Here is a 13,481-nt window from a genome sequence, read left to right as displayed (position 1 = left end):
AATTACGATGCAAAAAAATATAAAAATTACATTGTGCGCAGCTTTAATTGCAACACTAGGTTTGCAAAGCTGTAAAGACGATTACTTTGATAAGTTGTCTGATAATCCGAATCAGGTTCCTGTGCCCACCCTCAGTACCCTGTTGGCTACATCCACTTATAAGATTGGAAATAACAATTATCTGATTGGCAGTATAGTGGCCCCTTACGTGCAATATACCGCCAACCCGGCAGCAAATGGTGCAGGTGATACTTATCAGGCAATTGATTTTACAGCAACCTGGGATGCACTTTATTTTGCAATGGCAGATGCCAACGAAATGAAAAAACTGGCTGTGGCACAAGGTTCGAGCGAATACAAAGGTGTGGCCGATGTTATAATTGCGTATAACCTTAGCCTGGTAAATGATTTATGGGGAGATGCCCCCTTTTCGCAAGCCTTCAATATCAATAACCTGAATCCTAAATATGATAAACAGCAGGAAGTTTATACACAGGCCATCGCACTTTTAGATGAAGCCATTGTTGAACTGGGAAAGACCAATGCAACAGTTAAATTGGCAGCAACCAGCGATTTAATTTATGGAAAATCGACCACCGAAAGGGCAAACTGGTTAAAAATGGCCTACGCACTAAAAGCCAGGTTATTGATCAAGGTAAGTAAAACGGCATCTTATAATCCAACAACAGTAATCGCCGCATTAAGCAATTCCTTTACCGGAAATGGTGATGATGCAGGCATGGCTACCTTTAAAGAGCGGAATCCATGGGCAAATGTGGCTTTGGCTAATTCGCAGCAATCGCTGGGCGGATGGCTTTCTGAGCAGTTGATCGATGCATTGAACGGTACAACTTTTTCTGGAGTGGTAGATCCGCGTTTAGATAAGATTACCGATAAAACCGTGAATAATATTTACATCGGAACCGTAAATGGTGCTGGTAACAGGGCGCCTGGAGCCAATACCACTAAAGATGAATGTTATATTTCGAGTAACTCCCCATGGACAAGCAATACTGCCCCTCTACTGATTGTTACTTTTGCTGAGCTGAAGTTTATTGAAGCTGAAGCTTATTTCGATACCGATAAAACCAAGGCTTATGCAGCGTATTTGGCTGGTATTAGTGCCAATATGGATAAATTAACGGTTTCGACTACAGCAAGAGATGCTTATCTGGCAAACCCTGTGGTTAATGTTGGCGCTGCGGCATTGACAAAAGATCTGATTTTTAAAGAAAAATATATTGCAACCTACTTAAATCCTGAAGCCTGGAACGATGCGCGTCGTTTCGATTACAAGTACAAGGATTTTACCCTGCCTGTTAATAAAGCACTTCCGGATTTTATCCGCCGCTTAGATTATCCACAGGGCGAAAGAAGTAAAAATGGAGCAAATGTTCCGGCAGATGTGTTAAGAACCACTAAATTGTGGTGGGATCAGTAACAGTCTTGGTAAGAAGTTAAAAATATAGCAAAGCGAATAGCGTTTGGCGGAAAGTGTTTATATACCTTTCGTCAAACGCTATTTGCTAACCGCCAAACACTTAATGAATGAAAAAATTATTGTTTATCCTTTTTATTTTACTTTCTACTTCCTATATATTTGCGCAGTCTTTTAGCTTAAAATCGGTTCTTTCTTATCCCTTTCCAACTCAATTGGTGGCGTCGCCTGTTGGTGCTAAAGTTGCCTGGGCGGCAAATGAACAAGGGAAAAGAAACATTTACACGGCGCAGGCACCCGATTATCAGGCAATCAAAATAACCGATTATAACGAAGATGACGGGCAGGAACTGAGCAGTTTATCTATTTCTCCCGACGGTAAATGGATTGTATTTGTGCGTGGTGGAGATCATGGCGGCCGGGATGGCGGTCCGGTTAATGCAAACTCTTCTCCGATTGCGCCAAAAGTTCAGGTGTTTGCTATTCCATTCGATGGTGGGAAGTTAATAACAATAGGAGAGGGCGATAACCCTGTAATTTCGCCGAATGGTGAACAAGTGCTTTTTGCCAAAGCTGGCCAGGTCATGGTCGCAACTATTGATGGATCATCAGCAGCGAAAAGCTTATTTTATGCCAAGGGGATTAATGGGGGCTATAAGTGGTCGCCAGATGGAAAGAAAGTGGCTTTTATTTCCAACCGTACAGATCATGCTTTTTTGGGTGTTTATACCGATCAGCAAACGCCGATAAAATGGCTATTGCCTTCTTTTTCAAAAGACAATGCGCCGGTATGGTCGCCGGATGGCAATGATATTGCATTTATTAGAACAGCTGGGACGGGTGGCGAAACAGATTCTATCTTAGCAAAAAAGCATCAGCCCTGGGCAATCTGGACGGTTAATGTCAATACCGGCGCCGGGAAACAGATCTGGAAAGCTCCCGAAACACTGAGGGGTTCTTTTCCTTCGGTTGATGGAGGGGCAAATTTGTTATGGGCTGATGGAAAAATTATTTTTACTTCTTACGAAGACGGCTGGCCGCACCTGTACGCCATCAATGCAGATGGATCAAAACATTTGTTGCTTACGCCGGGAAATTTTGCTGTGGAAAACGTCAAATTGAGCAGTGATAAAAAAACATTGGTTTTTGCAGCCAATACTGGTGATGATACAGATGACCTGGACAGGAGGCATATTTACAAAGTTTCAGTTAATCAGGCAAATATGCAGGCTTTGAGTTTTGGCAAGGGCATAGAAGCTTATCCGGTAATTGCTGGTGATAACCAAACCTTTTTCTGTTTAAGCTCTACTGCAGAAAGACCGTTATTGCCGGTAATCATCAACGGTAAAAAACCATTAAAACTGATTGGTGAATCGCTTATTCCCCAGGATTTCCCGCTTAAAGAAATGGTGACACCCAAGCACGTTCGCTTCAAAGCCCCAGATGGAAAGACTGTTTACGGCCAGTTGTTCTCTCCAAAAAAGACCGTTAAAAATCATCCCGCAATTGTTTATGTGCATGGCGGGCCACAAAGGCAGATGTTTTTGGGCTGGAACCCGATGGATTATTATTCGATCGATTATGCCTTAAACCAATATCTGGTGAACCTGGGTTTTACTGTGCTGTCCGTAAATTACCGATTAGGAATAGGTTATGGTTATGAATTTCATAAACCTTTAAATGCAGGGGCACAGGGCGCTTCTGAATATCAGGATATTAAAGCTGCTGGCGAATGGCTTGCTGCACAGACCAACATAAATAAAGAAAAAATAGGGATTTATGGCGGCTCTTATGGTGGGTATTTAACCGCATTGGCGCTTGGAAAGGATTCTAAACTATTTGCCGCTGGTGTGGATATTCATGGGGTAAACAATAGATTTTCAAGTCAGGATCAGGAAAACAGAAAACCCGCACCAGACGCACAACTCGCTTCAAAGGTTGCTGATGAATCCTCACCGGTAAGTTATATCGCCACATGGACTTCCCCAACGCTGATTATCCACGCGGATGATGACCGGAATGTCGCCTTTAACCAGAGTGTTGATCTGGCCAAACGTTTTGAAGATAAAAAATTTGATTTTGAGTTTCTGGCCATCCCGGATGATACCCACCACTGGATGAAATTTTCAAATGGTTTAAAGGTGAGCGAAGCAACAGCTGAGTTTCTTAAACGGAAATTAATGGATAAAAAATAACATCACTTCTATTTCTTTTTAATCCGTTTTAAAATCATCAGACTTAATGGATTAAAGGAATAGCCAGAAATGTTATTCTGCAGCATTACAACCGATTGATCGTAGAATAATGGAACAACTGGGGCGTAATCCATCACCATCTGATCCATTTTGCGGTATAGTTCAAACCGTTTTTCATTATTGGTTTCGTAATAACTTTTTTCAAAGAGCTGATCAAAGTCCTTATTGTAAAATGCAGTATAATTTGGTCCATATGGTACTTTGTTATTAGAGTAAAACATGGAAAGGAAATTTTCGCCGTCACCATAATCTGCCAGCCAGGAACCACGGAAAAAATTGACATTGTTTTTCGACATTAAATCTCTTAAACTGGCACTTGGACTTACATCAATTTTGGTTTTAATGCCAATCGCGGTAAGCTCCCCCTGAATAAACTCAATGAGGTCTTTATAGGTAGTGGTGGTGTTCAGCGTTACTTCTGCCAGGCCTTTGCCTTCAGGGAAACCGGCTTCCTCCAAAAGTTTAGTAGCAAGTTTTGGATTATACGCATATCCACGAACAGCCAGGCTATCAAAACCCGGCATTCCCTTCGGAATGAAACCTGATGTTGCGGCAACGCCGATCCCGTTTCTTAAATATTTGATCAAGCGGTCGCGATCGATGGCGTAATTGATTGCCTGCCGGATTTTTTTTAACCGTAAAGGCGAATTTTTAACAATCGTAAGGTTGGTATCGACCAATATTCCAACATATTCCGTGCACAAGTAAGGGCTTTTGGTCAGCGTAAACTTCCCTTTATATTTTGAGGTCATCTTTCCGCTTTTCGTCAGGATATCATCACGGTAACTCCCGTCTACGTTGTAATAGAAGTCCAGATCTTTTTTTAGGAAACTCATAAATCCACTTTGTTTATCGGTAATAAAACTGGCCTTAACCGCATCAAGATAAGGCAGGGCTGTTCCCTTGGCATCTTTTTCAAAATAATGTTCATTTTTCAATAGCACAAGGATTTCGCCTTCTTTCCAATACTTGAACCTGAAAGGGCCTGTACCTATGGGGTGACTTCTAAAGTCCTTGCCATAATGCTCTACCACTTCCATAGGTACCACGGAGCAGTATTGTGTAGTGAGCAAACTCATAAAAGGTGGAAAAGGGCGCACCAGTTTAATCTGGAAGGTGGAATCATTTAATGCAATGAAATTATGTTCGTCCTTTACCTTATCGCTAAAAATCCATCCTCCGGATGAGGCTACCTTTGGGTCGATCAAGCGATAAAAGCTATACACAAAATCCCGGGCAACAACTTTTCTTCCCTTTCCGTTTTTAAAAATCGGGTCGTCATGAAAGTAAACATCATTACGCAGATTGAAAGTATAGGTGCGCGCATCCTTAGAAACCTGCCAGCTTTTGGCAATACATGGAACGGTTTGTAAAGAGGAATCGATCTGTACCAAACCGTTAAAAATCTGGTTGGTCATCCAAATGGCATTCTGGTTGCGTGCAAAGGCAGGATCGATAGAAGTTAAGCCCTGATCAAGATTGATATTGAAGACTTTTTTGTCTCGATGAGCGGTATTTTCCTTGCATGAAAAAGATAAGGTGACACAAAAAATCCAAAATATATACTTAAATGAGCCTTGCATGCGATCAGGAATGTTATTTTTGCACAAATTAATAAAATTTAATGCAGATGTCTTTTTTAAACGATTTATTTATTGGCCTTGATGCTGCTAAGCAGGAAGAATTACAGGAACGTTTAGATTTAGTAGAGCACAAGATTAAATTTATGGATAAAATGCCTGTAGCTTGTCTGGATACAGGGAATAATCCGGTGTATCTTTTATCGGAAGAAATTTCGGTAGCTGGCGGAATGGTGGAAGCTGATATGCTGAGCGCGGTTTTCATCATTTATTACCAGCCGGGCAAAAGCCTGACTGATTTAATGAGAGAGGTGCCTGCGGCATTGGATACGGATTGGCAAGCGGTACAAAACAACCGCATTATTTTATTGAATGATGATGTAAACCGAGAAAGAACTGCCGAAAACGCAGTATCACTTGTAGAAGATATTGCAGAAATGTTGCACCCTGGGTCTTTTATTTTTGGACATGAGGGCGATAAGTGGATCAGGTTTGGCGCTTAAGGAGATTTGAAGCCTGAGAAGAATGCAAAGATGATAACCCTGCTTTCTCCTTAGAAATAGCTCCAGCTAAATTTTAACCTGCTCGGTGGGTATGCAGCAAAGTTTAAAGCTTCCAACTTCTTTCAAAAAAAGCCTTTCTGTCAGATGATAATATCTGACAGCACGGGAAGGCCCAAAACTTTCCTGCTTTTCAACCTAAAACTTTAGAACCCTCTATTTTTCGGCTTTACCCCCTCTATACCTCTTTTATCTGATATTCCTCTATCTTACGGTAAAGAGTAGTTAAGCCGATCCCCAGCAGCCTCGAAGTCTCCGTTTTATTTCCTTTGGTATGAATAAGCACTTTTTGAATGTGCTGTTTTTCGATCTGTTGTAGATTATAATCATTTTCTATCGGTGCAAATTCGAAAAATTCAGGAGGTAAGGCCGTTGCACTCAAAGTATCTCCATCCGACAAAATAACCAAACGTTCAATTACATTTTTAAGCTCGCGGATATTTCCTTTCCAGCTATGATCGGCTAATATTGACAGTATTTTATCATCCATTTTTGGTGTCGAACGGTTTACCTTATCGGCAAATTCCTTTAGGTAATGTTTAGCCAAAGCCGGGATGTCTGCCTTTCGTTCGCGAAGTGGAGGGAGGATGATGGTAAAAACGGAAAGCCGGTAATAGAGATCTGATCTGAATTTCCCAGAGGCCGCATCTGCTTTTAAATCTTTATTGGTAGCTGCTAAAATCCTTACATTTACCTGTTGGGTTAAAGTATCACCCACTTTTATAAAGGTCTGGCTTTCTAGCACGCGTAATAGTTTGGCCTGCAAATCGAGGTTCATCTCCCCGATTTCGTCTAATAGCAAAGTACCGCCATTGGCTTCTTCCAATAAGCCCTTTTTATCTTTATTCGCGCCTGTAAAAGCCCCGGCCTTATAGCCGAACAGTTCACTTTCCAGCAAATCCGGACTAAAGCCGCTACAGTTTAAAGCCACAAAAGGTTTTGCCGCTCTCGGACTTTCATAATGGATAGATTGTGCAAAAACTTCTTTACCTGTCCCGGTTTCGCCGAGTAACAATACGGTGGTGTCGGTTGCACTTACTTTTTTGGCCAGATCAATCGCTTCCTTTAATGCTTTCGATTGACCGATAATGGTTTCGAAGCTATGTTTCTTTGCGATTTTGTTTTCCAGATCTGTAACCCTGCGCTGCAGATTCGATTTATCCATCGCCTTATATAAAAGCGGAATAATTTTATCGTTATCATCACCTTTTACCAGATAATCAAATGCACCGTTTTTAATAGCCAAAACACCGTCTGCAATGGTTCCATAAGCGGTTAGGTTAATGATTTCTATGTAAGGTTTTATGGCTTTAATCTCTTTAACCAATGCAACACCGTTAACGTCGGGTAGCTTAACATCGCTGATTACGATACTGACATCATTGTTTTTAAGTAATTTAAGTCCATCTTTTCCGGTATTGGCCTGTAGGGTTTTAAAGCCTTCAAGCTCTATAATCCTGGAAAGTAAACTGCAGATTTTCTTTTCATCGTCGATAATGAGCACCATGCCATTCATAGGTAGAATTTATGCTGCAATATTAAGTATAAAAATACCGAGGCAGATAAAATTTGGATAAAAAAACATGTTTTTTAATTAACCGGTTTTGGGATTTTCTTCCCGTTTGTGTCCTCGCGGAACGAAAGAATAGAGAAATGAATGGTCTGTGAGAATACATACCGTGGATGGGGCAGGGGTTTAGAGTAAGGACTATGGACTTCAGACTCGGGACTTATTTTGTACCTTTTTCGTTTCCGAGGCGTTAATTAAAAGCTTTTTGAGCATATTTGATTTTTGCAAAACAAATTCTATGTTTAAGAGACTAACCGCAATATTCATATTTTGCTTTCCGGCTGTTTTTTGCTTTGCCCAACAGGTACGCCCGGCAAAATCTTCAGAGATTTATAGAGAACTCAAAACCTTAAAACACCTGCCAAAGGTTTTATACTTAGCTGCGCATCCCGATGATGAAAATACGGGTTTATTATCCTGGTTGATTAACGAACAGAATGTAGAAACGGCTTATCTATCCTTAACCAGAGGTGATGGAGGACAAAACCTTTTGGGGACCGAACAGGGTGCTGCTTTGGGATTGATCAGAACGCACGAACTTTTAGAAGCCCGCAGATTAGACGGGGCACAACAATTTTTTACCAGGGCAATTGATTTTGGTTTCTCTAAAAATACCAATGATACTTTTAACCAATGGGATGATGATAGCATTACGGCCGATGTGGTTTGGGTGATCAGAAAATTCAGGCCAGATGTAATGATCTGCCGTTTTCCGCCTACTGCCGCCGCCGGTCATGGGCAACATGCTGCTTCTGCTGTGGTGGCCGAGAAGGCTTTTAAAGCTGCCGCCGATAAAAATATGTTCCCTAACCAACTTAAATATGTTTCGGTTTGGCAACCAAAAAGACTGTTATGGAATACCTTTAGGTTTGGATCAGTTAACACAACCGCCGAAAATCAATTTAAAGCTACCGTTGGTCAGTACGATGCACAATTGGGAATGGGTTATGGTGAACTGGCGGGCTTAAGCCGAAGTTTGCACAAAAGCCAGGGGGCAGGAACGCAGTCGGTGGCTGGCGTCCGTTCCGAATATTTTACTCCGGTTTTGGGCGATCCTGCAAAAAGAACTCTATTCGATGGTTTAAGCCTTAATTGGTCGGATAGAGGTATTGCCGATATTGATGAACTGATCGATATCATCCTCTTATCTTTTAATTACAATCAACCTGATAAGAGCCTGCATGGGCTATTGATGCTGAGAACGAAAATTGCCGCACTGCAGGATGTAGACCTGAGAAAAGACAAACTTGCTGCGATAGATAATATTATTTTAAGTTGCGCAGGTTTTATGGGGGAGGTGGTAACCAACCAGCCTGAAGCCATTGCGGGTAACGGATATAATTTCCGTTTAAACTTAATTTCGAGGTCGGCTACCCCGGTTACGGTTGAAAGTGTAAATTGGTTAAATCAAACGGATAACTTAAACCGAAAGCTCGATAACGATTCGTTGATTACCATTGAGCGAAAAATACAGATTCCTGCCAATGCTGTGCCAACAGAACCTTACTGGTTGGCCAAACCGGCAAAAGATGCGGCAACTTTTAGAGTCGCCAACGATACCTTGATCGGATTGCCGGAAATGCAATCGCCGCTCAATGTGTTATTGTCTTTAAAAATAGAAAATGAAAGATTTGAGATTAAACTTCCGCTTTCTTATAAAAAATTAGACCCGGTTAAAGGTGACGTTGTAGAGGGCCTGCGTATTATCACGGCGCTCGATTTAAGCTTTACCGAACCGGTTTATTTCGCCAAAGAAAAAGAAGCCTTGAACGTTAGCCTTCGTTTAAGGGCAAATAAAAATATTAATTATGGAAAAGTGAGTTTTAAAATCGGTAGCCAGATTGTGAAAACTTTTCAGGGCATCAATTTAGCCGAGAATACGATCAATACCATGAACTTCCTGATTCCTATTGAAGATTTAGCTAAAATTAAAAGCAGCCAAAATAAACTGGAAGCCGTTTTCTCATCAGAAGCAAATGAGTATTCAAGAGGCCAGGTATTGATTCAATACCCTCATTTGCCCACCTTACAATATTTTGTGCCGGCCACCACCTGGTTGATCAAAGGAGATGTAAAAGTACTGGCGAAAAAAATTGGGTATATAGAAGGCGCAGGAGATCTGATTCCTGAATTTTTAAGACAGGCCGGTTTACAGGTGGATGTTTTGACTGAAGCGGATATCCTCAATGCCACAAAATTAGCCAGCTACGATGCCATAGTAACTGGCGTAAGGGTAATCAATACCGAGAAAAGAATTAAAAACTGGCAAACTGCTTTGCGTAGCTATGTAGAAAATGGCGGGACCATTGTGATGCAGTACAATACCACGCAGGATATGGCATTACAGGACTTCGGAATTTATCCATTCTCTATCGGGGGCAAAAGGGTAACTGAAGAAAACGCCGAGGTTAAATTTTTAAAGCCCGAGCATAAACTGTTAAACTACCCGAATAAAATCACTGCGGATGATTTTAAAGGTTGGGTGCAGGAAAGAGGTGCTTATTTCCCTGATCAATGGGATGCCAAATATGAACCGCTTTTCGAAATGCACGACACCGGTGAAGAAGCATTGCAAGGATCAACACTTTATGCTAAATATGGTAAAGGGAATTTTATTTATACGCCTTTAGCCTTTTTCAGACAATTGCCTGCCGGAAATGTTGGCGCAGCAAGGCTGTTCTTTAATTTTTTATCAGCAGGGAAGTGATGAAAAATCAATTCAAAAACTGGAATACCTGGTATATACTACTCGCTTTGGCGCTGGTATTTCAGATTGTATTTTATTATCTGTTTACTAAGTTCTGGGCATGAGTAATATCGATTGGGCAGTATTGATATTTACCTTGCTTGCCGTAGTCACCTATGGCGTTTTTATCGGCCGTGGGCAAAAAAGTAATGCCTCTTATTTAAAGGCCGATAATAAAATGCCCTGGTATATTGTATTACTGGGTATTATGGCTACGCAGGCCAGCGCCATTACTTTTTTGTCGGCACCAGGGCAGGCCTACACCGATGGGATGCGTTTCGTTCAATATTATTTCGGTCTGCCATTGGCGATGATTGTGATCTGTATTACTTTCATCCCGATTTTTCAAAGGTTGAATGTTTATACCGCTTACGAATACCTGGAAAACCGTTTCGATAAAAAAACACGGGTTTTAACTTCCCTATTGTTCTTATTTTCTCGTGGATTATCCACAGGAATCAGTATTTATGCGCCAAGTATTATCCTGTCGAGCGTTTTAAACTGGAATATTTATTTAACCAATATCCTAACTGGTGGGATATTGTTGATTTATACCTATGTAGGTGGTGCAAAAGCCATTGCGCATACACAAAAGTTGCAGTTTCTGATTATTTTGGGAACAATGGCTTTTGCCGGTTATCTTTTGGTACAGAACATGCCCAATGGCATCGGTTTTAAAGATGCCTTGTATCTTGCCGGGAAATCAGGAAAGTTAAACGTAATTACTACCGAATTCGATTGGAAGGACAAATACAACATCTGGAGCGGTTTGATAGGTGGCTTTTTCCTGGCACTTTCCTATTTCGGCACAGACCAAAGTCAGGTTGGAAGATACATTACCGCGAAAGACAATACCAATGCGAAAATGGGATTGCTGTTAAACGGACTGGTTAAAATTCCAATGCAGTTTGCCATTCTGTTGATTGGTGCGTTACTGTTTGCTTTTTTCTCCTTAAAACCCGCACCGATTTATTTCAATGAGCGTTCCTATCAATATTTAAAAGAAACACAACCGGAGCAAGCCGCAAAATTTGAAAAAGAACATGACGCTTTAGCGCATAAATTTAATCAGCAATCAAAAACTATCCTCGTAGAAAAGGAGCAGCAGTCACCGTCGTTAAACGCTTCGATAGAAAATTTCAAGTCTACCCAGCAACAAGTTAAAGAACTTCATGGTAGGGTAGAAGCGGCCATCAATAAGGCAAACTATAACGCGGAAAAAACCGATACCAATTATATCTTTTTATACTTTGTAAAAAACACCCTTCCTGTTGGGATGATCGGATTACTCTTTGCTGTGATATTTTTAGCCAGTTGGGGTTCTATTTCAGCAGCGTTAAATTCGTTGGCCGCCTGTTCGTTAAAAGATGTACACCTCATTTTTGGAAAAAGGGAAGTAGACGACAAAACCGAATTAAAATATAGCCGCTTACATACTTTGGCCTGGGGTATTTTTTCTATTGCCGTCGCCATGTTTGCCACGCAGATGGGCTCCTTAATAGAAGCGGTGAATGTTTTAGGCTCCCTGTTTTATGGCCCGATATTGGGTATTTTCCTGGTCGCGTTTTATTTTAAAAAAATAAATGGCCCTCTGGTATTTATTGCCGCGATTCTTTCTGAAATTGCTGTGATTGCGGTATACGAGTTTGATATTGTTTCCTTTCTATGGCTCAACGTAATTGGTGCTGCTGCGGTAATCATATTTTCGGTAATCGGAATGTGGTTTTATAATCCAAAAGTTAGCAACAACAGCGCATCTTAATTTTACCCGAAACAGATATTTGCTTTCTCATCACGAACCTAAAATTTAATACCTTAGTTTTAAAATAAATTACGTTAAAATATGAACGAAGCTTGGGTTGATAGATGGAACGATCGCTATAGTACTGAGGAGTTTGCTTACGGAGAAGAACCAAACAATTATTTAAAAGAACAGTTAACCAGGCTAGATCGCGGATCAATACTTTTTCCAGCTGAAGGTGAAGGGCGTAATGCTGTTTTTGCAGCAAAACTTGGTTGGGAGGTTTCTGCCTTTGATATCAGTATTGAAGGAAAAAATAAAGCACTTCAACTTGCCAAAAATAATAAGGTAGGCATTGATTACCAGGTTGGGGAACTAGAAGCGCTCGATTATGAAGACGAACAATTTGATGCCATTGCATTAATTTATGCACACTTTCCGGCTGCTATTAAATCATCCTATCATAAAACACTGAGCAAATATTTGCGGAAAGGCGGATTGGTTATTTTTGAAGCTTTCAGCAAGAATCACCTCGATTATCTGGCTAAGAACGGAAAAGTAGGCGGGCCAAAGGAAATTGATATGCTGTTTTCTTCAGATGAGCTCAAATCCGATTTCCCTGATTTCGAAATAATAACTTTGGAAGAAACAGAAATTGAACTGAATGAAGGCTTGTTTCATAACGGGCAAGGTTCGGTGATCAGATTTATAGGCAAGAAAAAATAGAAAAACCACTCACAAAATAATAAAGCCATTCTTACGTTTTTTGGACACCGGGATTATAGTTTTTATCAACCTAAAGCTATAAATTCGTAAATTCAAAAAAACAACAAAAACAGATAAATATAATACTATGAAAACGATGATTAAATCAATCGCGTTGCTATTTACAGCAATTACCATTTCTGTAAGCGCAATGGCACAAGATGCGCAGCCTAAGCCAAGTCCTGCAGCTACCGCAACAGGAAAAGTAAAGGGTGCAACCATTACCATCAATTACAGCAGTCCTGCAGTAAAAGGACGTAAAATCTGGGGCGGCCTTGAAGCTTATGACAAAGTATGGCGCGCAGGTGCAAACGAGGCCACTACTTTCGAAACGGATAAAGATATTGTGGTAGAAGGTAAAGCTTTGGCAGCAGGAAAATACAGCTTCTTTTTAATTCCTAAAGAAAGCGGAACATGGACCGCCATCTTTAACAAAGAACCAAAACAATGGGGTGCCTACAAATACGAAGAAGCTAAAGATGCTTTGCGTGTTGACGTTAAAACCAAAGCTTTAAAAGCTACACAAGAACGTTTGGTTTATAACATTACCAAAAGCGGTTTCTCATTAGACTGGGATAAAATTTCAGTTCCGGTTTCCATCAAGTAATACAATAAAATGATTTACAGCCGTCCGGATTTTATATGTGGACGGCTTTTTTATGCTCATATTTATTTGTCATCCGAAGCCTGTAGAAGGACAACAATTTCATGTTCTTCGGGTTGTGCAATCCCCTCTTAAGAATCTAGGATTTATAATCCTAACAAACGGTTAACACCAGTAGAACCCGGGCACGAAGTTCTGGATTACAAATCCAGACCAACAACT

General features: G+C 40.8%; 9 protein-coding genes. 7 read left to right on the top strand and 2 right to left on the bottom strand.

From position 1 onward, the window contains the following. The first annotated feature begins 7 nt into the window (after positions 1-7). On the top strand, positions 8-1,441 hold the full coding sequence (locus tag AC04Q1_RS05530; RefSeq protein ID WP_478362604.1) for a SusD/RagB family nutrient-binding outer membrane lipoprotein: 1,434 nt from the start codon (positions 8-10) through the stop codon (positions 1,439-1,441). A gap of 107 nt (positions 1,442-1,548) precedes the next feature. Continuing rightward, positions 1,549-3,633, top strand: a complete 2,085-nt coding sequence (locus AC04Q1_RS05525) for a S9 family peptidase (RefSeq protein ID WP_478362602.1) — start codon at positions 1,549-1,551, stop codon at positions 3,631-3,633. Between the two features lie 8 nt (positions 3,634-3,641). Here AC04Q1_RS05525 and AC04Q1_RS05520 read toward each other — a convergent pair whose 3' ends face one another. Beyond that, the gene (locus tag AC04Q1_RS05520; protein WP_478362600.1) at positions 3,642-5,276 is read right to left on the bottom strand and encodes an ABC transporter substrate-binding protein; all 1,635 of its coding nucleotides are present in this window, start codon (positions 5,274-5,276) and stop codon (positions 3,642-3,644) included. Positions 5,277-5,323: 47 nt separating this feature from the next. Between AC04Q1_RS05520 and AC04Q1_RS05515 the strand changes: the two genes are divergently transcribed. Then, positions 5,324-5,776, top strand: a complete 453-nt coding sequence (locus AC04Q1_RS05515) for a substrate-binding domain-containing protein (protein WP_478362598.1) — start codon at positions 5,324-5,326, stop codon at positions 5,774-5,776. A gap of 235 nt (positions 5,777-6,011) precedes the next feature. Here the strand turns inward: AC04Q1_RS05515 and AC04Q1_RS05510 are convergent, their stop codons facing one another. Next, on the bottom strand, positions 6,012-7,349 hold the full coding sequence (locus AC04Q1_RS05510) for a sigma-54-dependent transcriptional regulator (RefSeq protein ID WP_478362596.1): 1,338 nt from the start codon (positions 7,347-7,349) through the stop codon (positions 6,012-6,014). Positions 7,350-7,641: 292 nt separating this feature from the next. On the opposite strand from AC04Q1_RS05510, the gene AC04Q1_RS05505 reads away from it, so the two are divergent. The 4 genes from AC04Q1_RS05505 to AC04Q1_RS05490 all read left to right on the top strand — a co-directional run bounded on the left by AC04Q1_RS05505 (position 7,642) and on the right by AC04Q1_RS05490 (position 13,262). After that, positions 7,642-10,110: a PIG-L family deacetylase gene (locus AC04Q1_RS05505; RefSeq protein ID WP_478362594.1), complete on the top strand. Its 2,469-nt coding sequence runs from the start codon at positions 7,642-7,644 to the stop codon at positions 10,108-10,110. A 100-nt stretch (positions 10,111-10,210) separates the two neighbouring features. Then, complete coding sequence (locus AC04Q1_RS05500; protein ID WP_478362592.1) at positions 10,211-11,911, top strand: sodium:solute symporter family protein; 1,701 nt, start codon at positions 10,211-10,213, stop codon at positions 11,909-11,911. An 81-nt stretch (positions 11,912-11,992) separates the two neighbouring features. Then, entirely contained in the window at positions 11,993-12,616 is a 624-nt protein-coding gene (locus tag AC04Q1_RS05495; RefSeq protein WP_478362590.1) for a class I SAM-dependent methyltransferase, read from the top strand. Positions 12,617-12,743: 127 nt separating this feature from the next. Beyond that, positions 12,744-13,262 carry a DUF2911 domain-containing protein gene (locus tag AC04Q1_RS05490; protein WP_478362588.1) on the top strand — a complete coding sequence of 173 codons (519 nt, stop codon included), beginning with the start codon at positions 12,744-12,746 and terminating at the stop codon, positions 13,260-13,262. The last annotated feature ends 219 nt before the right edge of the window (positions 13,263-13,481 follow it).

This window comes from Pedobacter humicola (assembly GCF_056490705.1).
Note: the sequence above shows the minus strand (reverse complement) of the source record. Positions and strands in the feature narration are given on the sequence as shown.

What these genes read in the sequence shown, in the direction of transcription:
- AC04Q1_RS05530 (WP_478362604.1), top strand. Translation starts at nt 8, where the DNA reads ATGCAAAAAAATATAAAAATTACATTGTGCGCAGCTTTAATTGCAACA.
- AC04Q1_RS05525 (WP_478362602.1), top strand. Translation starts at nt 1,549, where the DNA reads ATGAAAAAATTATTGTTTATCCTTTTTATTTTACTTTCTACTTCCTAT.
- AC04Q1_RS05520 (WP_478362600.1), bottom strand. Translation starts at nt 5,276, where the DNA reads ATGCAAGGCTCATTTAAGTATATATTTTGGATTTTTTGTGTCACCTTA.
- AC04Q1_RS05515 (WP_478362598.1), top strand. Translation starts at nt 5,324, where the DNA reads ATGTCTTTTTTAAACGATTTATTTATTGGCCTTGATGCTGCTAAGCAG.
- AC04Q1_RS05510 (WP_478362596.1), bottom strand. Translation starts at nt 7,349, where the DNA reads ATGAATGGCATGGTGCTCATTATCGACGATGAAAAGAAAATCTGCAGT.
- AC04Q1_RS05505 (WP_478362594.1), top strand. Translation starts at nt 7,642, where the DNA reads ATGTTTAAGAGACTAACCGCAATATTCATATTTTGCTTTCCGGCTGTT.
- AC04Q1_RS05500 (WP_478362592.1), top strand. Translation starts at nt 10,211, where the DNA reads ATGAGTAATATCGATTGGGCAGTATTGATATTTACCTTGCTTGCCGTA.
- AC04Q1_RS05495 (WP_478362590.1), top strand. Translation starts at nt 11,993, where the DNA reads ATGAACGAAGCTTGGGTTGATAGATGGAACGATCGCTATAGTACTGAG.
- AC04Q1_RS05490 (WP_478362588.1), top strand. Translation starts at nt 12,744, where the DNA reads ATGAAAACGATGATTAAATCAATCGCGTTGCTATTTACAGCAATTACC.